Here is a 23,476-nt window from a genome sequence, read left to right as displayed (position 1 = left end):
TTCATCTCGATTTCAAGATATTAACGGACATTATCGTTATCGATGTGAATCTGTTACTATAGGGAAGAATGACGTTCATGTTGGAGGAAAGGAGCGATTCGAAATGAGCGAAAAGGATAGTCTCGGAGGAAGCGAAGCGGCGAGTGTCGATCGGTCCTTGAAATTATTCGTCGTCCTGTCGCGGGCGTCGAAGTCGCTGATGGATTTCGCGCAGCAGGACATGAAGCGGTATCAACTGAACCCTTCCGAATTTGCGGTTCTGGAGCTCCTTCATCATAAAGGGCCTACCCCGATTCAGCAGATTGGAGGCAGAGTGCTGCTCGCCAGCGGCACGATGACCTATGTGGTCGATAAGCTGGAGAAGAAGGGCTATTTGAAGCGGTGCCCGTGCGCGCAGGATCGACGCGTCATTTATGCCGAGCTGACGGAGCAGGGAGCCTCCTTGATGCAGGATATTTTCCCCAAGCACGCTCAGGCGCTGCACCAGCTCATGGAGGTGCTCCCTGCGGAGGAGCAGGAGCAGTTGACCTCGCTGTTGAAGAAGCTGGGCCGGCATATCGCCCAAGTGAATACGAATCATTAGCCCTCGGACCGATCCGGGGGCTGCTTTACTTGCAGGGATTTGAACCGGATGCGCTCCGCAGCGGCTTGCCTGTGCGCCGGGCCGGCTTTTTGGGTTGTCCCCTTTTTTTTCACATGCAGAACGCGGTTGAATCCAGTACAATAGATCAATGCGGCATCCCAGATTGATGCATGCCGGTATCTTCACCGCCGTGCGGCTGCCGCATCAACCAGATACATCCTTATCTCGATAATCATTGTCTTCAACAAATATAGGGTATTGAAGGAGGATATGAACGCAATGACTATGAACACGATGGCCCAAGAGCGGTATGAAGCTTGGCTGAACGACGCGTCGATCGATGCGGCGACGAAGGAGGAGCTCGCCGGACTTGCGGGCAATGAACAGGAAATTACCGATCGCTTCTACAAAGAACTGGAATTCGGAACCGGGGGTCTGCGCGGCGTGATCGGCGCCGGCAGCAACCGGATGAACGTATATACGGTCGGCAAAGCGACTCAGGGGCTGGCCCAATATTTGAAGGGTGCTTCCCCTTCTCCGTCGGTGGCAATCGCGTATGATTCCCGCCATTTCTCCCCGGAGTTCGCGCTCGAAGCCGCCCTCGTCCTCGCCGGCAACGGGATCAAGGCCTACATCTTCCCGGAGCTGCGTCCGACGCCGGAGCTCTCCTTCGCCGTGCGCCATCTGCAAGCGAGTGCCGGCATCGTCATTACCGCCAGCCATAACCCGCCGGAATACAACGGCTACAAAGTCTATGGCAGCGACGGCGGACAAATTACGAAAGATACGGCAGGCCGCGTCATCACCGAGATTCGCGGCATTCACAGCTTCGCCGGCATCCGCAAGGCGGATCGGGCGGAAGCGGAAGCGGCAGGGCTGATCGTCTGGCTCGACTCGGCTATGGACGATGCCTACATATCGGCCGTCACCGCCGTCAGCCGGAATCCGGAGACGATTCGCCAGACGAGCGATCAATTCCGCGTGCTGTACACCCCGCTGCACGGAACGGGCAACAAGCCCGTGCGCGCCGTGCTGGATCGCCTCGGCTTCCAGCAAGTGCGCGTCGTCCCGGAGCAGGAGCTGCCGGATCCGAATTTCTCCACGGTCAAGTCGCCGAACCCGGAGGAACGCGACGCTTTCTCGATCGCGATCGCGCAGGCGCAGGAATGGGATGCGGATATCATTATGGGAACGGACCCGGATGCGGATCGAATGGGTGCGGTCGTGAAGAACGCGCAGGGGGAGTACGTCGTCCTGACCGGCAACCAGTCCGGCGCGCTGATGGTCCACTATTTGCTGGACGCCATGAAGGCGCAAGGCGCCCTGCCGGCCAACGGAGCAGTCATCAAGACGATCGTGACGAGCGAGCTGGGGGCAGCCATTGCCGAATCATACGGCATGACGGTCTTCAATACGCTGACCGGATTCAAATATATCGGTGAGAAAATGACCGAATTCGACCGGACCGGGGCGCATACCTTCCTGTTCGGGTATGAAGAGAGCTACGGCTATCTCGCAGGCAATTACGCGCGCGACAAAGACGCCGTCATCGCCGCAATGCTGATCTGCGAGGCTGGCGCCTACTATAAGGCGCAGGGCAAGACCTTGTACGAAGTGCTGCAAGGCCTGTACGAGCAGCACGGCTACTATTTGGAGGCGCTGGAGACGCGCACGCTCAAGGGAGTCGAGGGCGTGGCCATTATCGGCGGCATCATGGACGAATGGCGGGCAGCGGCGCCATCCTCTGCGGGCGGAACCGCCGTGGCCCGCGCGGAAGACTATGCCGAAGGCCTGTATGGCCTGCCGCAGGAGAACGTGCTCAAGTTCCATCTGGAGGACGGCAGCTGGTTCTGCCTGCGTCCTTCCGGGACGGAGCCGAAGATTAAGATGTACTTCGCGGTGCAGGGCACGTCGGCTGCCGATGCCGAGCAGCGCCTGGCGGCGCTTCGCCAAGACGTGATGGCGCGAATCGACGCCTTCATCGCATCGAAGCAAGCCTAATAGCGGCTTACCCGGCCGCAGCTGCACCCGGCATCGCTTCGGGCGGGCCCGTTCACGACTTCAATCAAGCAAACGCCTCTGCACGTTGGGACGTCATCTCCCTGAGTGCGCTTGCCCTATAAGGCAGCTGCCTTCCGTTCCGATGCGGGAGGCGGCTTTTTTTGAAGATCGAGGTTGCAACGGAACGCCAACCCGTCCATACTGAGGAATAGGCAGAATCCACCGAAATCGATGCAGGCTGCTAGTCAGACCTGGAAGGAAGGAGCTCGTAATCATGCAGCAAGAAACATTAGACTTATTCCGTACCTTGACCGAATTCCCGTCTGCCCCCGGCTTTGAACGGGAGCTTCGCGCCCTGGTGAAGCAAGAATTGTCCAAATATACGGATGAATTTGTACACGATGCCCTCGGCAGCGTCTTCGGGGTCATGCGCGGGGACGAGCAAGGTCCGCGCGTCATGGTGGCCGGCCACCTGGATGAGGTTGGCTTCATTACGACCCAGATTACGGCGAACGGCATGATCAAGTTCCAGCCGCTCGGCGGATGGTGGGGACAAGTCGTGCTCGCCCAGCAAGTGGAGGTCATTACGCCGAACGGGCCAATCCCTGGCGTCGTCGGATCGATTCCGAAGCATCTGTTGGATGAAGCGACGGCCAACAAGCCGGTCGACGTGAAGCATATGTATATCGACGTGGGCGCAGACAGCCGCGAGGAAGCCGAGAAGGCGGGCATCCGTCCGGGACTCCAGATCGTGCCGGTCTGTCCGTTCACGCCGCTGCTCAATCCGAAGAAAATTATGGCCAAGGCGTGGGATAACCGCTACGGGGTCGGGCTGGCGATCGAGCTGATGAAGGAGCTGCACCGCGAGCAATTCGCCCTGCCGAACGTGCTGTATTGTGGAGCGACCGTGCAGGAAGAGGTTGGCCTTCGCGGCGCGCGCACCGCGGCGAATCTCATTCAGCCGGATATTTTCTATGCGCTCGACTGCAGCGCCGCCAACGATATGACCGGCGACCCGAACTCCTTCGGGCAGCTTGGCAAGGGCGCGCTGCTCCGCATCTATGACCCGACGATGATTACGCATCGCGGCCTGCTTGAATTCGTACAGGATATCGCGGATACTCACCGCATTCCGTACCAGTATTTCGTGTCTCCGGGCGGCACCGATGCCGGACAGGTTCACCTGAGCGGCAAAGGCGTGCCGGCGACCGTCATCGGCGTGTGCGGACGCTATATCCATACGCCGGCTTCGATCGTTCACACCGACGATATCGATGCGGCGAAGGAACTGCTTGTCCAGCTCGTGAAGCATACTGACCGCACCACCTATAACACAATTGTCGAACGCTCCTAGCGTTTGGTCGACAATATAGAAGAGCGTGCTCCCGGCCCGGCCGGACGAGCACGCTCTTTTTGTTGATTCTCGCATGAAATCATAAGCTTATCTCATTTATCCTCCTGCGGCCCGGAGCGCTTCCGCGAATAACGCTATGCCGCGGCCGATCTCGCCGGGCTGCGGACGCGCGAACGTGAACCGGACATACCCCGGCTCCGATCCGTACACGCTCCCCGGAACGAAGACGACTCCCCGCCGTATGCTCTCCTCCAGCAGTCTCTCATCGTCGACGGGCCGTCTCATCTTGCACCACAGGTGCAGGCCGCCTTGCGGCAGCGTGTAGGACATCACGCCGGGCAGCTCGTGCTGCAGGGCGTCAAGCAGCAGATTCCGCTTATGAGCCAGCTCCTGCCGCAGCCGAAGCAAATGCCCTTCAAAATGGGGCGAGGCCAGCAATTCCGCCGCAATGCGCTGCGGCAGCACGCTCAGGCCGAAGTCCATCTGCTGCTTCTCGTCCGTCAGCCGGCTCACCACGGATTGGGGAGCGGCCATCCAGCCGATGCGCAAGCCCGAAGCGACGATTTTGGAGAGCGTTCCGATATACAGCACGGTGCTGCCGGCATCGTTTGCTTTGAGTGAAGGCGGCGGGTTGCCCGTGAACGAGGTCAAGCTGAACGGATCGTCCTCGACGATGGGTATCCCCAGATGCCCGCAAATCTCGAGCAGCCGTTCCCGGCGCGCCGGATCAAGTACGCGGCCGGTTGGATTATGAAAATTCGGGTTCACAAATATCATCCGTATCTGATGCTCCCGGTGCAGCGACAGGATCCCTTCGGGACAGACGCCCTTCTCATCAACGGGCAGGCGGAACAATCGCAGGCCTGCCGTATGGAACATCGGGAGCGAATAGTAATAAGACGGGTCTTCGATGGCCACGGCATCGCCCGGGCTTAACAGACGCTTCGTAATCAAGTAGAGCGACTGATGCGATCCCGAAGTGACCAGGATCGAGGATTCCGTGGCCCGAATGCCGCGGTACTGCTTCAAATACGAGGACAGCGCCTGCCGCAGCGGCACATAGCCTTGCGGATGGTCATAGCCCAGATCTTCATGCAGGGCATGCTCGCTCAGCAGCAGCCGGATGGCCTCATTGGGCGATAAATCCGGGGACAGCTCGCCGCTGGCGAAGTCGATGGGCGGACGTCCCGAATCCAGCGCTTGACGGATTAGCCGCAAGCAAGATTCGGGCGGCTGCATGGCTGCGCCGTCATCCACATATTGAAGCCAATCCGGCATATGCTTCGTTGCGGCGCCCCATCGCGATTTGCTTACCCGCGTTCCGCTCCCGACCATGCTTTCGATCATGCCGGAAGCGCGCAATTCCTCGTAGGCTTGCACGACAGTGCTCCGGTTGACGCTGATTTGCCCGGCGAACTTACGCTCCGAGGGGAGCAGGCTTCCCGGCGGGAATTCCCCATAACTTATTCTACGTTCTATATATGCGGCAATCTGCTGATATAAAGGCTGCTTGCTGGAACGATCCGGTTGCCACATCGCGATCCACCTCTTGTTGTGCTTTGTATGTGATTTTTATCACACATCATAAGTATAGCATCTTGTCTATTTCTCCGGTGCAGGCCGATTTCATCGAAACGTTGTCAACTATGTGGCAGTGTGTTGAACATGGATGACTCCGCTCTGTAAAAGTGGATGGCGACACACGGCACCGTCTGGACTATGATCAGGCATAAGCAATCGCTGGCTGGCGCCTGCCTTCGGTGTGGTCGTACAGCTAACGTCCAGGCCACGCGCCGCAAATGATAGGCACCGTTTCCTGAACGCGCGCTACGCCGCGTACAGGCAGCGCAACGAGTGCCGTCTTTTACGTGAACTCATTCACAAAACGCAGGCGCTCGCAGGCCATCTATCAACCAGAACATATTCAGCTAAAGGAGGCCGTTATGGATCAGGTCATTCTCGCACGGATCCAATTTGCATCGACGACGCTATTCCACTACATTTTCGTCCCGATGACGATTGGCCTGGCATTCTTAATCGCCGTATTGGAGACGTTCTACGTCAGGACAGGCAAGGACATTTATAAGCGATCCGCCCAGTTTTGGAGCAAATTATTTCTTATCAATTTTGCGGTCGGTGTCGTCACCGGCATCTTGCAAGAGTTCCAGTTCGGGATGAACTGGTCGAATTATTCCCGCTTCGTCGGCGACGTGTTCGGCCCTTCGCTGGCGATCGAGGGCTTGCTCGCCTTTTTTATGGAGTCTACGTTCATCGGCTTATGGGTGTTCGGCTGGGATCGCTTGTCGAAGCGCGTCCATCTGGCATGCATCTGGCTCGTCTCGATCGGCACGATGCTGTCGGCCTTCTGGATATTGACGGCCAACTCCTTCATGCACGCCCCGGTCGGTTACGTATTCCAGAACGGAAGAGCGGAGATGAGCGATTTCTGGGCGATCATCCGCAATCCGCAGCTATGGCTGCAATTTCCGCATACGTTATTCGCCGCCCTCGCTACCGGCGCGTTCTTCATGGCTGGCGTCAGCGCATGGAAGCTGCTGAAGCGGCACAATCCCGAGATGTTCCGGCTATCGTTCCGCGTCTCGATTACGGTGGCCCTGATCTCCGCCCTGATCGTTGCCTTCATCGGCCATGAGCAAGCCCAGCATCTAATCAAGTCGCAGCCGATGAAGATGGCCGCCGCCGAAGCCTTATGGGACACCAGCGAGGATCCGGCGCCGTTCACGCTGTTCGCCCGCATCGATACGGAGGAGCAAGCAACATCATTCAGACTGCAAGTCCCTTACATGCTGAGCATTCTAGCGCACAACAAGCTGAGCGGCAGCGTGGAAGGGATGAACCAGATCCAAGCGCAATACGAGGAAAAATACGGGCCCGGGAATTACATTCCTTCGGTCAAAATGACCTTCTGGAGCTTCCGCACGATGGTCTTCGCCGGCGGCTTGATGTGTCTGATCGCCATCTACGGCTGGGTGCTGGCCCGTAGACGTAAGCTGGAGCAGCGGCCCTGGTTCTTGAAGCTGATGGTCGGCGCGATCGCCTTCCCATTCCTGGCCAATTCAACCGGATGGCTCATGGCGGAGATGGGACGCCAGCCGTGGGTCGTCTTCGGCGTCATGCGCACCGAAGACGCGATCTCGCCTACCGTGACCGCGGGCGAGCTTCTCTTTTCGCTGATTGCCTTTACCACCATGTATGCGGTTCTGGCAATTATCGACGCGTGTCTGTTCGTGAAGGTTATTCGCAAGGACGGGGATCAGAAGCCGGACGAACTGTCCCGCACCTACGATCCGTTCGGCAAGGAGGATGCACATGCTATCGCTAAATGAATTTTGGTTTATTCTCGTGGCCGTGCTGTTTGTCGGTTTTTTCTTCCTGGAAGGCTTCGACTTCGGCGTCGGCATCACGGCCCGGTTCCTCGGCCGGACTGACCAGGAGCGCCGCATCCTTATCAACACGATCGGCCCGTACTGGGATGCGAATGAAGTATGGCTGATTACGGCCGGAGGCGCCATGTTCGCCGCTTTCCCGGAATGGTACGCCACGTTATTCAGCGGCTTCTACATCCCGTTCGTCGTGCTGCTGCTCGCACTGATCGCCCGCGGCGTCGCCTTTGAATTCCGGGGCAAGATGGACCATGGCGCATGGAAAAAAGCATGGGACGCCGCGATTTTCATCGGCAGCCTGCTCCCGCCCTTCTTACTCGGCGTCGTATTCGCCAACCTGATTCGCGGCGTTCCGATCGACAGCGGCAAGGAAATGCTTGGCAGCTTCTTCGACCTGCTGAACGGCTATGCGCTCACCGGCGGGGCGGCCACCGTCCTGCTGTGCATTCTGCACGGCCTCGTCTTCATTACGCTGCGGACTACCGGCGAGCTGCGGGACCGGGCCCGGAAGACGGCGCGCGACCTGGGGCCTGCCATCGCGGCCTTCTTGCTCTTGTTCGCCGTCATGACCTGCTTCAGCACCGACATTTATACCGTGCATGGACCTCAATGGATCGCCCTGCCGCTTCTGGCCGGGGCGGCGCTCGTCATGGCAGGCCGGTTCATCAAGCGGCAGCGGGACGGCTGGGCGTTCGTCATGACGGGGGCGGTCATCATTTTGTCCATGACCAGCGTGTTCATTGGCTTGTTCCCGCGGGTGATGGTCAGCTCGATCAGCCCCGATTTTCATCTGACGATATTCAATGCAGCTTCCGGCGCCTATTCGCTGAAAGTGATGACCTATGTCTCCCTGACGATTCTTCCATTCGTATTGGGGTATCAGATCTGGAGCTATTATGTATTCCGCAAGCGGATCGACGACAAGGAGCATCTGGAGTATTGACGGAGAGTCTGCCGCTCCCTCGTCCCCTCTTGGCAGCCGGTCCGCTTCAGGTTACACTGTGAACAGAAGACGCGGGATGGGGGCGGCGCTTGCGCCGTCAAGCGCTCATCTCAACCATCTACCATTCTGTAAAAAAGGGGAAACGACATGTCAACATACGCTGCAGATGCCTCTGCTTCCCAACACGATACGCCGCGGCAGGACGGGACCCAGTTGGCCACCTTCGCCGGCGGCTGCTTCTGGTGCATGGTGAAGCCCTTCGATCAATGGGATGGCGTGCATGCCGTCCTGTCCGGCTATACCGGCGGCCATGTTCCGCATCCGACCTACGAGCAGGTCAAGTCCCAGACGACCGGACATCTCGAGGCCGTCCAGATCACATTCGATCCGGCTATTATCCCGTACAGCCAATTGCTCGAGCTGTATTGGGCGCAGATCGACCCGACCGATGAGGGCGGACAGTTCCAGGACCGCGGCGAATCCTATACGACCGCCATCTTCGTTCATAACGAAGAGCAGCGCCGTCTGGCTGAAGCTTCCCGCGCGGAGCTGGCGGCGAGCGGGCGGTTCGACCGGCCTATCGTCACGCCCATTCTCGATGCCGGCTCGTTCTATCCGGCTGAGGACTTCCATCAGGACTATTACCGCAAAGAGCCTGAGCATTACGCGGCTGACCGGGCCCAATCCGGCCGTGACAACTTTCTGAAGAAGCATTGGGATCAGTAATCGGCATCGTGCGAGGCGCCTTTTTCCGCTATTTTTTTCTGGCAGGAGAAGGGCGTCTTTCTTTTTGCCGCCTTATGAACGCTATCCCATTCTGTCAGGCAGACAAGCCTCTTTTATCGCTACTCCCATCTGTCAGGCAGACTAGCCTCTTTTATCGCTATCCCATTCTGTCAGGTAAGCTCCTGTTATCCCGCTCCGTAAGGCAAGCAGAGTCCTTTTCCGCGCCCCGTTCAATAAGGTATCCAGCTCCTTTTGGCCGTTATCCCATCCGCTCAGAGAAGACGAGCCGAAGCAGCCCGAAGCGGCCTCTGCAGGGCCCGCATTGGCCTCCAGCAGGGCCCGAAGCGGACTGCAACGGCCTGCAACAGCTGCACAAGGGATCACGGCGATATGCAGCAAGGCGGTTCATCAATTGCACAAGGTACAAGGGGATATGGAGCAGAGCGTCTTACTTCCATAGCATAGAGGAGTAAGGGACATGAGGCGGACTAACGCCCTGAACCGATGGGATATTGAACATAAGGGCTTGAAAGGGGACATCATGGGAATACGACAAAAAACGCAAGCCAGCGAGGGCTTGCGTTGATGTCTATCGAAAATGTCGGTCGATCTTACAGCATTTCCTTGCGGAGCTGTTCAGGCGATTTCGGCGACAGGAGGCCGAATGGAATGTCGAATACGGTGCGTGCGCCGGCTTCTCCGCGTACCGCCAGCTTGTGTGCCGCCCGTGCGTAGGCGACGAGCACACTCGCCGTGAACTCCGGATTGCTGCCCAGCTTCAAGCTGAATTCCATCACTTGCGTCGTGCCTTCGCCGGTCACGCCGCTGCGCAGCACATAGCCGCCGTGAGGCATTGCCGAGTGATTGGCCTTCAATTCCTCTTCACTGATGAAGTTCACAATCGTTTCATAGTCAGAGAAGTAGTTCGGCATGTTTTTGATTTCCGCTTCGATGCGGGCCTTGTCCGCACCCTCCTCAGCCACGATGAAGCACTCACGCAGATGCTTATCGCGAGTCGATAGCTGCGGCTGTTCCCCGCTGCGGACAGCAGCTACCGCTTCCTCGGAAGGAATGGTGTACTGCACGCCGTTTTTGACGCCTTCCACGCGGCGAATCGCATCCGAGTGGCCTTGGCTGACGCCGCGTCCCCAGAAGGTATATTCCGCGCCTTGCGGCAGGGCCGCTTCGAACAGCAGGCGGTTCAGGGAGAACAAGCCCGGATCCCATCCCGTGGATATGACGGACACATGTCCCGACGCTTGTGCCACACCATTAACCGCTTCGAAGTACTCCGGAATGCGAGCATGCGTGTCGAAGCTGTCCACTGTATGGAACAGGCGTGCCAATTCAGGACCCTGCTCCGGCAGATCCGTAGCCGAGCCGCCGCACAAAATCATGACATCGACTTTATCTGTATAGGATTCCACTTCTTGCAACGATACAACCGGAACGCTCGCTTGCACCGAGCCCGGATCTCTGCGGGTAAACACAGCGACAAGCTCCATGTCCGGATTCTGCTGAATCGACTTCTCGACTCCTCTTCCAAGGTTGCCGTAACCTACAATACCGATACGTATAGCTGACATCGTATGTTCATCTCCTTCAACTTTTCTAACATAAGTATAATATGGACAAATGATAATCGACATAGATTTTTCGGAGAACATGTTGCACTTCATGTGCACTCTCTGCGTACGCTGCGCTCGACTTCTTTCATTTTGCCCATCGTCCTAGAAGCCATGCCGCCGCCCGGAACGCGACAAAAAAGGAAATGCCGCTGGAGCATTTCCTTCATCAAAATGATATGCACTTTATTTCTTCTGTACGGTAATCGTCCAAGATGCATCATCGATTTGCTCGAACTGGGTGACGCGGTGGCCCGCCTCGGAAGCCCAGCGCGGAATGCTCTCAGTTGCCTGGGTACAATCGAATTCGATAACCAGCTCATCGCCGCTGTCTATCGTCTCGATCGCTTCTTTGGCCTCAATCAAAGGAAACGGGCATACCATGCCAAGTACAGACAGTTTTTTTCCCATATCATTATTCCTCCTTGCGCTATCGGCTTACGCCGTTGTTGTCTGATAAGATACAGCTTGATTTTTGCGTGCCTTCGCACGCGGGCGAACATAGACGAAGTAAGATCCGGTCCACGTTCCTAATAGGATAAAGAGAAGCGAAATCCAGCCTTGCCAAGTCATCATGGCGGTCATGACCAGACCGTTGCCGATCGAGCATCCTCCGGCCCAGCTTGCTCCGAACCCCATCAGCAGGCCGCCGCCGAAGCTGGATAACGCCGTCTTGGCGTCAGGCGCCCGGAAGCGGAATTCGCGGCTCCCCTTCGCGGCGAGGAAGGAGCCTGCCAATATGCCAAGCACCAGGAATACGCCCCAGTTCACATATTTCTCGCTGTCTCCCGTCACCAAGTACTGGAGCACGTTCGCAGATGGCGTCGTAATGCCGAGCCCGGACATTCTTCCCGTCGCTTCGCTAAGCGGCCAGGCCAGAATCGCAATCAGGCCGACGAGCACCGCCGTAACGAAGGGATGCCATCGCTTCTCGAACAACATATGGTTAAGCCCTGTACGCTTCGCTGGCAGGGACGGAATGGCCGCGGCAGGCTTGCGCAGCTGTCTGATGACCAGCCATAGCGTAAGCAGCGCCAGGATGAGGATGAAAGGCCACACCGACAGACCCAATGTGTCCGGAATGGAGTTCGTCGGCGCATTGTATGCTTTGAGGCTATCGTTGATAGGCAGCAGCGCGCCCGACTTCATAATGGCACTCATCGCCATATACCCGAACAGGGCGATCCAGCTTCCTATCAGGCCCTCTCCGGCCCGATACCACGTCCCGGTGGCACAGCCCCCGGCCAATATAATCCCGATGCCGAACAAAAACGAGCCGACCACCGTCGCCAGCCAATGGAACGAACCGGCTGAAAACTCGACCAAGCCCAGTTGAATAAGCGCAAATACCCCAATGCTCTGCACCGTGATGGCAATGAGCAGCGCGTAGAACATCCGGTTGTCCTTCGTCAGGTACATATCCCGGAAACCGCCGGTCAGACAAAATCGTCCACGCTGCATGACGAACCCAAGCAGCGCCCCGCATAGCAACCCCGTAATCAACATCAGTCCAATGACGCCTCCTCCCAGACTTAAACCAAGCAAATCAATGTGATTTATAAGTGATACTGATTTTATCACATCTTTCGGATGTGTCAATATACAGCATGAACCAGGCCGTAAAAAAGAGAGGGGCTTTCCCCTCTCTGTCATTAGCAAAAGATATGCGATGCGGCTTGCTCTTATGCCTGCACTTTGCCTTACACTTCTCCCCAAAATACTTCGGTCTCGTAATCAAAGGACACGACCCCGTTCTGTTGGTTCCGCTCAAATATATTTTCCAATTCAGCCATCATCGGTACATAATTCGGCTGGCCTGCCTGTGGCGCATAGGAAGAGGACTGCAGCCGTCCGCCCAGCTCTTCTAGATTGAGCAGCTGCCGTATCGAGAAGCGGGCCGCCCGGATTTCCCCAGGCTGGAAGAAGGCGGCAAGGGCTTCCTCGTAAATATTTTTATGCCTTACCTTCTCATAGTCCGTACCATACGCAAGCAGCAACTGCTCGTATTCCTCCAGAAACGGGGTCCCCTCCAGCAAGCGCGAGTTCCAGATCAGCACAGCCTTGCCGCCCGGCTTCAAGATGCGGCGAAATTCCAGCCGCGCGGCGCCGCGATCGAACCAATGGAACGATTGCGCACAGACGATATGATTGACGGAGCTATCTGGCAGCCCCGTCGCTTCCGCAGCGCCGGATACCGCGCGATAATGAGCATGATGGCCAAGCTCTTCTACGGCCGCTTCCCGCATCGCTTGGTTCGGCTCAACGGCAATGACACGGCTCCCGCGTGCGAGCAGCAGCTTCGAAAAGATCCCCGTTCCCGCCCCAATATCGGCAATCTCGTCTTCCGGACGGAAACCAACCGTATCATATAAATACGAAATCGCTTCCGCCGGATAACTGGGCCGATATTTCACATAGGCGCCAACTCGGCTTGAAAATCGCTCTTTACCGTCCATTCCATTCACTCTCCCTCGGCAAATTAAAGTCACTTCAATCAACTCTTCAGTTTGTTCCATTCAGTGAAATCAGGTTCCATTATTTTCATATCTATTATAGTACATCAATGAGCAATGTTCACCTAGGCAGAGAGGACTGCGTATAATAAAAAAGCACCCTGAGGTGCTCCGCTAAGAAATGTACTGATTCTCTCTATTCTGGCATACCTGGGTGAAGGAAGCGGCCTTGTTATTATTAAGCGGCTGGATTCACTTGCTTCTGCTTCTTCATTCTGCCCATGACTAGCACGCCGGCAATGATGGCAATGACGAGTCCCCACTTCAGCACCGGATTTCCCGTGAAAAAGCCCTTCACTAACGGCTCATCGGTGATCATTTTAGCCGCCGTCCAAGCAAGCACCCCGGATCCAATATAGATAATAATGGGGAATCGCTCCACCCATTTCAAAATCAACGTGCTCCCCCACACGACAATCGGCACGCTAATCAGCAGTCCCATCACGACAAGAATGAAATCGCCATGAGCCGCGCCGGCTACGGCGAGCACATTATCGAGACCCATGACGGTGTCTGCGACAATGATCGTCTTAACGGCCGCCCATATGCTGGCTGCCGAAGCCACATCATGCTTCTTCTCCTCAACGAGCAGCTTATACGCTATCCAGATGAGCATCGCCCCGCCGAGCAGCAGCAAACCCGGAATTTTCAACAACCATACTACGGCAAGCGTAAGCAGCGAACGAATGGCAATCGCTCCGAACGTCCCCCAAAAAATAACCTTTTTCTGCTGATCCTTCGGCAAATTCCTTGCCGACAGCCCAATGACAATCGCATTGTCACCCGCCAGCACCAGATCGATAATGACGATCGCCAGAAGCGCAGACCAGAAGTCTGCTGTGAAGAAATCCATCGTACCCTCTCCTATCTCGAATGTCATATATATCCTGTCTTCAATCGCTAACAATTATGAACTAGCCCGGGCAACACCCCTTAAAAACAAAAATAGCCTCTACCGATCACGGTAAAGGCCATAAATAAAGACCTTTACCGTCATGGTAAAGGTCTCGCCAGCAATCATCGTTGCCAACAAAGCCGGAGGTGTTATCCTCGTAGTGACGACTTTATTGAACAGCTACTCCCCTTTATATTTTCTATGTTAATTCAAAAGGATACATAGGGTCAAGATAAAAATACCCTGCTTGATCCAGGTTGGTTACAGGCTTGCCCATTGATCCTCGTAAGCAAGGATCATTCCGTTCTCGTCCACTTCGAGCCGCGCCGTCTCCATTCCATCTCCTTGAAGCCGATTCCATATCATCGTCTTCTTCACTTTTTTTCCTCCAATGTAACTCGGTAGAGCCACTCATCTCAGCGCTCGCCTTCTGCAAGAGCCGCCATATGGATCCATGTCTGCGAATCCACATTATACCATATCTATGCAGCACGTCATGAGCAACTCCTTTGTAACCGCCTTCCTGTATCGTGACCGTAATGTGCCGCGAGGCGCTTATTACCTGCGCTGCATGAATGCAGCTGACGAAAGGGAGGATGTCATGACGAAGCGATGGATGTCTGCCATGATCATCATGGCGCTGTTACTCTGCACCATCCTGGCAAACGCCGTATCCGCACAGGCGGGTGAAGCATCAGGATCTACGCTCATGCTGGAATACACGTACACCGAGATCGCCAATGGATGGAGCAAAGTGGAACGCTGGAAAGACAACAATCCGATGTTCGCGCCAGAACATTATCCTGAGGATGGACGGGGAGATCAGATCGGCCAGCGTGCTCAGTTCTTCGGCGGCGCGAAGCAGCCGCACTCCAGCCGTTGGCTCCTCTACTATGCGCCGCAGTATCAGACCAATCCTAACCCAACCCCGGTCCTTCTTGTTCATGGAGCCAATGATAATGCGGATCGGGCATGGGCCAATCCGAACGAGTTCGGTCCGAATACATGCGGGGCTTCCTCCTGCCCGGACACGGGACTGATGCAGTTCCTGGTTAGCCAAGGATATAAAGTATTCGCCATTAATTTCGGACATAAGCACGGGGACAACTATTATGCCGCAGAGCTTATCCATGATGCCATTCAGATCATCAAAAAGGTGACCGGCGAGGGCAAGGTTGATGTCATCGGCTGGAGCAAAGGCGCATTCGCTTCCCGCATGTACGCGTCGTCCGTTCGCAAGCCGGGCGGCACGGCCTATGCGGGAGATATCCGCAAGCTGATTCTGATCGCCAATCCGAATAAGGGCACGGATCTTATATTCCGGCACGGCTGGACATTCAATTACGGCATTATCCCCGAATGCGGCGGCAGCATGAACGCCCCTTCGCCTCATACGCGCATGATGTGCTACGGCGTATGGCGCAATTACCCCGAGCTCTCCATTTACCGAACAGCGGCGGGCGATTTCTTCCCCGGACAGAAGCAAATGCTGGCCAAATGGGTCAATGTCCACCCGCTGCCCGTCAATGAACAGGACTGGTATACGACCTACAACGGCGGGCAAGGCTTCTTCACCGCAGGCGACGGGATCGACTCCGCCATGCAGCAAGGATCGTTGGTAGACGCCATCTTGGCGGCCGGCATTCCAGCCAGCATCTCAACGTATCTGTTATCCGGCAATCAGAACGACATCCCGAACATGCATAACGAGCATACGGGCCCGAGCGATGGCGTCGTCTTCGTGCAAAGCGCGGCAGCCGTGCAAGGGATTGGCCGCGTCGCGGGCAATGTCACGCTGCCGCTCAATCACTTGGAACTATCATGGGCAGGTCAAGCTCAGAGCCAGATCGATCAGTGGCTGAAGCAGTAAAGCCGGCATATGCCATATAAATAAGTAATTTTTTTGAATATTTTTCCACACCGCCTATATACTATCCTTGAAAGTATACTTTACATGCTAGGAGGGAATATGATGAAAAAGGTTGTGCTTGCCATTCTTGTGCTTCTGCTGATCGTTCCTGCAACGGTTAGCGCCCGCGGTCAGGACGGTGATATCCTGGAGCGTATCTTGGATGTGTATCCGCATGTCACCAAGGAGCAGCTCGTATCCGACATTGAATACGCTTCCCAAGTCACCAAGCTCCCGCATGATGTCATTGCCAGCCAAATGTACGACGAGCTTCTCGCGAAAAAGCCCGCACTGCAGAACAAAATAACGGTGCATGGGGGCAAAGGCGACGGCGCCTATCAGCTGGCGTCCAGCAGCAAAGGCAATGTCTTCTTCGAGACGGCCTCCACAGCCGGGATCCCGCACGGACATGTCGGCATCTACTACACCACCGACTACATCGTGGAATCTGTACCCGGCTCAGGCGTGCGCAAGGTGAAGCTCATCGACAAACGCGTAGATTCAGGCTCCAAAATCTTGACTCCGAAGTCACAATATGCAAGCGCTTCCGCAAGAGAGCAAGCCGCCGACTGGGCGCACGGCCGCATCGGTGAGAGCTACTCCTACAACTTCGCCACGAATCGCACGACTTCGTGCATCGGGGATAAGAACTGCTCCAAGCTTGTATGGTGCGCCTTCAAAGAAAAAGCGAAAATCGATATCGATAAGGATGGCGGCCTGGGCGTCTATCCCGTCGATATCCGGGATTCTCCTATGTTCCTCACCTTGAAGAGTTATTAAGTAAGCTCGCTCCACTATGATATCCTACGATACGAAGCCGCCCGGAGTCGTTAAGCGGATGTCTCTGCTGCTCTGCCTGCTTATCCTCTCCAGTACGTTGCTCTCATGCAGCCACCCAGATTCTCTTCCTTCATCTCAGATCGATATGCGGCTCGACGATACCGTCGCCCTTGTCTATTATTCCACCTCACTGCCGAAGGAGTACTACAATAAAGGGACATCCTATCTTGTTCGCATGAATCGGGAAGGAGCCATTCAGACCCTCCTTGGAGAAGGCTTGGAATGGGGCTCTCCGGTCAAGCTTCCCGATCAGGACAGTCTGGTCATCCAGCGCAAACACGAAATCGAGGTGCAAACGGACGAGGCGAAGCCCGCTTCTTACACCTCCCCTTGTCCAGTAAGCGCCGGATATCGGCAAATGTCAGGCTATCTGACCGGAAGCAGGCAGTATTATTCCATGTTCAATCAAGGCGTCGCTTCGAATGACGATTACATCTCCATCCTGCGCTGGGGAGACAACAATCATCACTACTGCCGGGAAATCCGCGAATTCGTCGAAGCCCAGGGCAGCGACGGACACACGGTATACGCTTTAACCTCCGAGCACGCATCGCTTCAAGGGCTGAGCCTAATCGCCATGGAGCCCCGGGACGACCAGCTGATATCTGCCAAATACCCGCTGTTGGATATAGATACCGGGTCTCTGATCGTACAGACGGACATCGTATCTGTTCAAGAGAGGCTGTATGCCGTCTTTTCCATGCGCAACCCGGACAATCGCGTCAAGCTGCAGCTGATGGAGATCGACACCGATTCGCATACGGCTAACGTCTATCTGCTGCATACGTATGGAGAAGAGTTGGATAATCGCTATTTCTCGCTCAGCGCGAATAGCCTCGGCACGGCAGGGGGAAAGCTGTACTACGTGGATGGCTATGGAACCGTCTTCCCCTTCGCGCTTGACACGCGCACGGCCGGACAGACGTATTCCCTCTCCGGCTTCAAACCGACTTTTGATCGGAACCAGGAGATGGGGTATGCGCGGGGGACTCATTTCTACCTGTTCCGCTATGATGCCGCTCTTCAAGCACACAAGGTGGAGCAATACCGCTTGGCGGACGGTTCCTTGCAGCAGGAGCTGCGCATTCCGAAGGTGAAGGATGCCATCTCGCCGGAAGTGTATTTATATGATTTTCAGATGTTATCCGACCTCTAAATGCAAACAGCTGCCTTCTTGGTCCAATTGGGCCTGAAGGCAGATTTCTTAACATTTAACATGGTATGGAATGCGCTACTTCTTTCACAGCCGGCACTAGCAACTTGTCCAGTGGCAGCAAAATGTCGATAATCCCCTGCGCGATTGGCCAATTGATATCTTGGGTCCACTCTGTACTCCCCCACCTATCTTCATCCTGCGAGCAATAGCAGAAGGGCGCCTCTACGGCGCCCCCTTCGGCCAATCTTATGTCGTTGACCGGAACCCTTGCTTTGTTCGCGTTCCGAATATCTCTCTTATTTTTTTACTTTGCGCTCGATGCGAACGAGTTCGCCGGCTTGATTAATTTTGGCAACGATCGTCTCTTTGCCCTTGCTGCTGAATTTATAGTCTCCCCAGTCTTTATCGATTTTCAATGTATAGGAGGACAAGTCTGCGTCGAACAACTTTTGCGCAATCGGCTTCACCAGCTTGATGCTGTCCTCCTTGGTCAGCGTCTTCGTCTTCTTGCCAGCTTCGTTCGACGGGATCGTTACGGACACCGGCTTGCCTGTCTTTGCTTCGATAATGACCGACTCCTTCACGACGAACGCTCTGCCTTGCCCATCGGTCATGAATGATTTCTTGTTGCTCTTATCGCCGTTCACGTCGACGGTCCGCTTCAGCACCCAGACTTCGCCGGCCGCTTCGCCGTCTACTTGGCGGTGCTCAATCTCGGTAAATGGCTGTACCTTGGCCACTCCCATGCTCTTGACCGCCTGTTCGGCCGCCGCGACGATGCTGCGATCCACATCCGCCGCCTTCGATTTCAAAATATAACTATTCGGCTTACCCGTCTTCATGTCGATAGCAACGAACTGCCCGTCTTCCGTTTGGAAGGATAGCGTCTCACTTTCATGCCCTTTGTTATTGTCTTTAAAAAAATGTGCGCGCACAAAGGACAGCTCTCCCTTGCCGTTCAATTCCTTAACAGCCGCCTGCGCCGACTTCAGCTTCGCCTCGTACTCTCCGGATAATTCGTCCATATCATAAGTAAGCGACACGCTCAGCACTTCGCCGGACACCGCATCAAGCGATACCACAGCGCTCCGATCCTTGGCCGAGATATACCAGATCCCTCTTTTTGTTTTCTCGTCTACAAAATATTCACCTTTTAGCGCTTCTTCCAGTTGAAATGCTTTTCCGTTGCCGTATTGCGCAATGGCTTGTTCCGCCGCGTCGGCAAGCTGGCGATCCATATCCGCGAACTGAACCGTCTGCGGTCCTTCATTGTTCATAGCGGCTTGCGCAGCGATAACAGGGGTGGCGGCGAACAGACTGCATGCCAGTGTTACCGCCAGTAGTTTATTCATTTTCATGGAAAAACTCCTCCTTCATCTCATAACGATTGTTATTGCCGGCTGTCCTCTGCCGGCATCTGCTCCAGCTTCCAGAACTCGCCCTTGGCATTCACGGTCCCTCTCACTGTCGCGGCGCCTTGGCGAGTGAACGTATATTCGTTCAACCGGATGCTCACTTCATAGCCTTCCAGGTTGATGCCGAACACTTCCTTTACGGCCGGACTCGCCTTCGCTATGGCCTGCTCTGCAGTATAGCGCGGTTCGGCATACTTTTTGCTGGCTCCTATGTCATCGCCAGGATGGTCATTCTTGAAGCTTTGTTCGACCGACCGGACCTGGTTCGTCTTCACGTCGACGGCCGCCAATAGGCTCATATCCCGGTAGAATTCCCATACATGGCGCGTCGGCGTCACTCTCTGCACCATGCGCGTCATTTCCAATGCTCTGCCTTGCGCAAAAGAAGAGTACGCTGTGTCCGCAACGGCCTTCGCCTCGGCATCGAATCGCCCTGGCTCATAGCTTAGCGAAGCTTCCATCAATTTGCCCGTTAGCGCATTGATGATGATGTCGGCGTGCTCGTTGTGAAGCACCCAACGGTTATTCACCTCGGACTTCTCTCGCACCGCTTCCTCGAACACAACCGGCTGATCGGGGCTGAGCTGGCGCAAGATGTCTTCCACGGTCTTCCGCAGCTTCTCGTCCAGTTCGCCATAGGAAATGGAACGTTGTACGGCGATCGGCTTCATCGTCGCCTTCTCCACAATCACGATGCTTCTGCTGTTATCCTTCGCATAGAGGAACCAACGATCCGAATACTCCGCGGCGCCGTAGAGCTCTGCCTCCATGCCCGGAGCGAGCTCTCGCAGCGCCTGCTCCGCTTGGCGCACCATGCCGGGCTTCAGTTCGTCCACGGTCATCTCGTATATTGGAACCTCGTCCAGCGGCGTAAGCTCCTCTGACGATGGAACGAGCGGAATGCTCCAGTTCACAGGTATCTTCTTCGTCCAGCTGTCCACGTACATGGTGAGGCGGTCATACACCGGAGTCTGCCCCTCGAAGAAGAACAATGTGCGATTGCGGTAATTCCCCTGCTCGTCTTGCTCCAGTTCGGTCACGCTTTGTGCCTGTACCGGCTTCCCTTGTCCGTCCTCCATGCGCCATTGCAGATCAAGCGTATCCGAACCAAGCTGTTGATCGGCCTCCAATATCCATCCCTTGCCTGCCAAGACACTGCGGCCATCCTTCATCTGTTCCGGAGCTTCGTCCTCTTTCACCCGCATCTTGAATGTAACGCTCTTCCCATTCACCTCCTTCAGAAGCGGCTTCTTCCGCAGCGCCTCCGGCTCGATCGCGACAGCCAGCTCTTTATCCGCCCGTTCCTCCGTATAGATCGCCGTCAATTCCAGCGTCAGCTCCTTCGCATCCGGGAAAGGCAGGAAGGCATGCCGGTATTTCATATGTCCGATGCTGCCCTGGCCGTTCAGGAAACGCTTGAGCACATTCCTGCTTCCGATGCTCACCTCCCCGCGCCGCAGGCCGTCCATGGCCGCGACGATATTCCCTTCTCCATCCTTAATCTCATACCGGAACATCGGCTCGATCTTCTTCTCGCTTCTCCAGGCCTGCGTCTCGTCAACCTGCAGCAGCAATTCCGACTTGCTCGGACTGTGCCGCAACTGTTTGAAATCGATGCTGAAGCCAAGCGGCGAGATGTAGCGTTGGCTGAGCGGAACGAGATTGGACGATGCCTTCGCCGCGGACAGATCGATCGGCACCTCGAGATGCCATTTTCCGCGGGTCTTGCCGATCTGATTGATATCGAAGCGGACCGTAATCCGATCCGGCAGATCGGACAGAGACTGAACCTCATGTCCGGGAACGAGGTCATCCAGCCCTAGCGTCAATATCCGGTCATTCTCGGATTTAACCAGCTGCGGAGACAGCGGCAGCACCTTCCCCTCGTCATCGATAATCTCATACCGGTTCACGTACGGATCATCATCCGTTCCTTCCGGAATGAACGTCTCGAACAGCAGATCGGAATTCAGCGGCCTGCCGTCCTGTTCTAGCCCGAACAGAATCGAGATGCGAAATACATCGTGAATCGCCTCCTTCACCCGGAGCGTAATCCCTTGATCGGTGACTTGCTTATTCACCGATTCGGCATAGCCGTCGTCCGCCGCTTGCTTCAAGCCTCCGTCCGCCTTCTGGAGCGAGAACCAGGACTTCATCACCTCTGCAAATGTAGGGGATATCGCCGCGCCGATTGCGGCCGCTAACAGGAGGCCTGCCGCAGTGGCTGCCGCCGCTTTCGCCGCTTTGCGCGTCCGGCTCGAAGGAGCAAGCTCCCGCTTCGCCCGGTCGATTCCCAGCTTGCTGTATTGATGCAGTTCTTCAGGCAGCTCGATCTTCTCTATTTCCTCGACAATGCGTTGATGACGACTCACGAGATTTCACCTCTCTTTAAGCTTTTTCGCAGCTTGCTTAAGCCCCGGTACAATATCGTCTTGGCCGAGCCTAGCGGCAGCTCCAATATTTCAGCGATCGCATTGAACGTATACCCCTGGTAGTACTTCAGCATAATGACGCTTTTCTCATGGGTATCCAGCTCATCGAGCAGATCCTGCAGCGTTAAGGAGAGGGGAATATCATCCTCGCTGGAGCTGTCGATTTGTTCGGCGAATTCCGGGGGGAACGGAATCACTTTATTGCGCTGCTTGAGCATGTATATGGCGCGATGGATCGCAATTTTGAGGATCCATGTTTTGAAATATTGCGGCTCTCGCAAGCTCCCTATCGATTTGAAGGACTGATAGGCCGTCTCTTGAACGACATCGAGCGCGTCCTGCTTGTTCTTCAAGTACATATAGGCGGTCCGGTAAATCTCTGCCTCATGCTGCTGATACAGCATCAGGAATGCTTTATCGTTGCCCTTTTGGGCTGTCCTCACCAGTTTCTCTATATCCATGCGGCATCCTTATCTCCCTTCCCTCTCACCTATATAGAGCATATAGAAGAGGATTTAGCTTTCCTTTTTTGGAAAACGGCAAAAAAATTGCGAAGAAAACACGAAAAACCCGGAGATTTCAGGCTGTTGAGAAAGTCCAAGGGGTTTTTTGGCACTTCATTTTTTATGTGGCGGATCTCGTCTCTCAGTAGAAAAATTGATGTAAAACGCTATGATGCGAAATCCGCAAAACTGGACAATTTATCCAGACACGCCTATTCGGTAAGCGAAATCTGCAACACTGCACGAATTCTACACCTATACAGTAAACGAAATCCTGCGCAAGTACAGCAATTCGATATGGACGACTTTACCACAAAGGGAATCCTGCAAAACTGCAGGAATTTCACCCGTATCTCTTCCACTTTGAAGCAAAAGGGCCTAAAATGATGTAGATTTGCAGCAATTCCTCGGGATGTGGACTCATTGAGCCGAAATTCCTGTAGAATAGCAGCAATTCCCTCCACATGTTCAAGCCCAGAAATCAGCGGATTATCGATATAATTGCCGATATATTCTTCATCGGACAAATCGGCGCACGCAAGGACAGGAAGAACCGCTTCCTCTCCGCTACAACTGAATGCGAATTGAACTATCGTCTAGTGGAAGAGCTGGAAACCACCGTCATCGGCAAAAGCATTGTCATTCATGCGGATGCCTACAAGGAAATCCCCCCGTTCGGGGATCACATCTGGAATGACGGCACTCACGACCGGATTAACGAGATTGTTGGCCGACCGGCCCGCACCCTGCTCTACGGCTATCTGTATGATTTCCAGGAGGATGGAACCAAACGCTATCTAATGGGATTCGATCTCCCGGAAAGAGGAATGGTTCCTTCTGACTTCGACCTTCTTCATGTCCCTGGACACACGTACGCGGTATTCGAGAGCCGGGAGACGCTGACCGAAGAGCCCGACAGCGGCCTCGAAATTCAGAATGTCTGGCGGCGTATCTATTCCGAATGGTTCCCTTCGACGAACTTCGAGCAAGCGGAAGGTCCGTGCATCGAAAAATATTACTGGGTGAACGAACAAATGACCGAATCGATCTGTGAAGTGTGGATTCCGGTAAGAAGAAAGACGGAGCATGCGGCCAAATAGGAAGAAGCCGCACGAAAGAATAAACAGGAGACGGGGCTGGACAATCCAGCCCCTGTTCGTCGTCAAATATCCTGGGG

20 protein-coding genes are annotated in these 23,476 nt (G+C 55.3%); 10 read left to right on the top strand and 10 right to left on the bottom strand.

From position 1 onward, the window contains the following. Positions 1 to 103: 103 nt before the first annotated feature. The 3 genes from FLT43_RS19150 (at position 104) to FLT43_RS19140 (ending at position 3,938) form a co-directional block, all read left to right on the top strand. Positions 104 to 583, top strand: a complete 480-nt coding sequence (locus FLT43_RS19150; RefSeq protein WP_087444072.1) for a MarR family winged helix-turn-helix transcriptional regulator — start codon at positions 104 to 106, stop codon at positions 581 to 583. A 279-nt stretch (positions 584 to 862) separates the two neighbouring features. After that, entirely contained in the window at positions 863 to 2,584 is a 1,722-nt protein-coding gene (locus tag FLT43_RS19145; RefSeq protein ID WP_087444073.1) for a phospho-sugar mutase, read from the top strand. Positions 2,585 to 2,858: 274 nt separating this feature from the next. Then, a complete protein-coding gene (locus tag FLT43_RS19140) occupies positions 2,859 to 3,938 on the top strand; it encodes a M42 family metallopeptidase (RefSeq protein WP_087444074.1) in 1,080 nt (359 codons plus the stop codon). Positions 3,939 to 4,034: 96 nt separating this feature from the next. On the opposite strand, the gene pdxR is transcribed toward FLT43_RS19140, so the two are convergent. Beyond that, on the bottom strand, positions 4,035 to 5,474 hold the full coding sequence (gene pdxR / locus FLT43_RS19135; RefSeq protein ID WP_087444075.1) for a MocR-like pyridoxine biosynthesis transcription factor PdxR: 1,440 nt from the start codon (positions 5,472 to 5,474) through the stop codon (positions 4,035 to 4,037). A gap of 407 nt (positions 5,475 to 5,881) precedes the next feature. Between pdxR and FLT43_RS19130 the strand changes: the two genes are divergently transcribed. The 3 genes from FLT43_RS19130 (at position 5,882) to msrA (ending at position 9,011) form a co-directional block, all read left to right on the top strand. Continuing rightward, positions 5,882 to 7,285: a cytochrome ubiquinol oxidase subunit I gene (locus tag FLT43_RS19130; protein WP_087444076.1), complete on the top strand. Its 1,404-nt coding sequence runs from the start codon at positions 5,882 to 5,884 to the stop codon at positions 7,283 to 7,285. Continuing rightward, positions 7,269 to 8,285: a cytochrome d ubiquinol oxidase subunit II gene (gene cydB, locus FLT43_RS19125; protein WP_087444191.1), complete on the top strand. Its 1,017-nt coding sequence runs from the start codon at positions 7,269 to 7,271 to the stop codon at positions 8,283 to 8,285. The genes FLT43_RS19130 and cydB overlap by 17 nt, the downstream gene beginning before the upstream one ends. A 147-nt stretch (positions 8,286 to 8,432) precedes the next feature. After that, positions 8,433 to 9,011: a peptide-methionine (S)-S-oxide reductase MsrA gene (gene msrA, locus FLT43_RS19120; RefSeq protein ID WP_174818218.1), complete on the top strand. Its 579-nt coding sequence runs from the start codon at positions 8,433 to 8,435 to the stop codon at positions 9,009 to 9,011. A 611-nt stretch (positions 9,012 to 9,622) separates the two neighbouring features. Here the strand turns inward: msrA and FLT43_RS19115 are convergent. The 6 genes from FLT43_RS19115 to FLT43_RS30555 form a co-directional block, all read right to left on the bottom strand. Further along, the gene (locus FLT43_RS19115) at positions 9,623 to 10,597 is read right to left on the bottom strand and encodes a diaminopimelate dehydrogenase (protein WP_087444078.1); all 975 of its coding nucleotides are present in this window, start codon (positions 10,595 to 10,597) and stop codon (positions 9,623 to 9,625) included. A gap of 225 nt (positions 10,598 to 10,822) precedes the next feature. Then, a complete protein-coding gene (locus FLT43_RS19110; RefSeq protein ID WP_087444079.1) occupies positions 10,823 to 11,047 on the bottom strand; it encodes a sulfurtransferase TusA family protein in 225 nt (74 codons plus the stop codon). Positions 11,048 to 11,074: 27 nt separating this feature from the next. Next, positions 11,075 to 12,142, bottom strand: a complete 1,068-nt coding sequence (locus tag FLT43_RS19105) for a YeeE/YedE family protein (protein ID WP_087444080.1) — start codon at positions 12,140 to 12,142, stop codon at positions 11,075 to 11,077. Between the two features lie 194 nt (positions 12,143 to 12,336). Further along, the gene (locus tag FLT43_RS19100) at positions 12,337 to 13,092 is read right to left on the bottom strand and encodes a class I SAM-dependent methyltransferase (RefSeq protein WP_087444081.1); all 756 of its coding nucleotides are present in this window, start codon (positions 13,090 to 13,092) and stop codon (positions 12,337 to 12,339) included. A gap of 235 nt (positions 13,093 to 13,327) precedes the next feature. Beyond that, positions 13,328 to 14,002, bottom strand: coding sequence for a TerC family protein (locus FLT43_RS19095; protein WP_087444082.1), 675 nt, complete (start codon positions 14,000 to 14,002; stop codon positions 13,328 to 13,330). A 303-nt stretch (positions 14,003 to 14,305) separates the two neighbouring features. Further along, positions 14,306 to 14,422, bottom strand: coding sequence for a putative glycolipid-binding domain-containing protein (locus FLT43_RS30555; RefSeq protein ID WP_147834002.1), 117 nt, complete (start codon positions 14,420 to 14,422; stop codon positions 14,306 to 14,308). Between the two features lie 223 nt (positions 14,423 to 14,645). Between FLT43_RS30555 and FLT43_RS19090 the strand changes: the two genes are divergently transcribed. The 3 genes from FLT43_RS19090 (at position 14,646) to FLT43_RS19080 (ending at position 17,949) form a co-directional block, all read left to right on the top strand. Beyond that, positions 14,646 to 15,914: an esterase/lipase family protein gene (locus FLT43_RS19090; protein WP_087444193.1), complete on the top strand. Its 1,269-nt coding sequence runs from the start codon at positions 14,646 to 14,648 to the stop codon at positions 15,912 to 15,914. A gap of 102 nt (positions 15,915 to 16,016) precedes the next feature. After that, positions 16,017 to 16,733, top strand: coding sequence for a YiiX/YebB-like N1pC/P60 family cysteine hydrolase (locus tag FLT43_RS19085; RefSeq protein ID WP_087444083.1), 717 nt, complete (start codon positions 16,017 to 16,019; stop codon positions 16,731 to 16,733). A 16-nt stretch (positions 16,734 to 16,749) separates the two neighbouring features. Further along, on the top strand, positions 16,750 to 17,949 hold the full coding sequence (locus FLT43_RS19080; RefSeq protein ID WP_087444084.1) for a hypothetical protein: 1,200 nt from the start codon (positions 16,750 to 16,752) through the stop codon (positions 17,947 to 17,949). Positions 17,950 to 18,245: 296 nt separating this feature from the next. Here the strand turns inward: FLT43_RS19080 and FLT43_RS19070 are convergent, their stop codons facing one another. From FLT43_RS19070 to FLT43_RS19060, 3 genes are read right to left on the bottom strand one after another with little or no spacing between them, the layout of a single operon-like run. Next, a complete protein-coding gene (locus FLT43_RS19070) occupies positions 18,246 to 19,307 on the bottom strand; it encodes a hypothetical protein (protein WP_087444085.1) in 1,062 nt (353 codons plus the stop codon). Positions 19,308 to 19,339: 32 nt separating this feature from the next. Further along, positions 19,340 to 21,736, bottom strand: a complete 2,397-nt coding sequence (locus FLT43_RS19065; RefSeq protein WP_087444086.1) for a DUF4179 domain-containing protein — start codon at positions 21,734 to 21,736, stop codon at positions 19,340 to 19,342. Further along, a complete protein-coding gene (locus tag FLT43_RS19060; protein ID WP_087444087.1) occupies positions 21,733 to 22,257 on the bottom strand; it encodes a sigma-70 family RNA polymerase sigma factor in 525 nt (174 codons plus the stop codon). The genes FLT43_RS19065 and FLT43_RS19060 overlap by 4 nt, the downstream gene beginning before the upstream one ends. Before the next feature lie 506 nt (positions 22,258 to 22,763). Here FLT43_RS19060 and FLT43_RS19055 point away from each other — a divergent pair. Further along, a complete protein-coding gene (locus tag FLT43_RS19055) occupies positions 22,764 to 23,399 on the top strand; it encodes a GyrI-like domain-containing protein (protein WP_244194319.1) in 636 nt (211 codons plus the stop codon). Positions 23,400 to 23,476: the final 77 nt, after the last annotated feature.

The organism is Paenibacillus thiaminolyticus (assembly GCF_007066085.1).
GTDB lineage: Bacteria > Bacillota > Bacilli > Paenibacillales > Paenibacillaceae > Paenibacillus_B > Paenibacillus_B thiaminolyticus.
The sequence above is the reverse complement of the archived record's forward strand: the minus strand, read 5'-3'. Positions and strand labels throughout refer to the sequence as shown.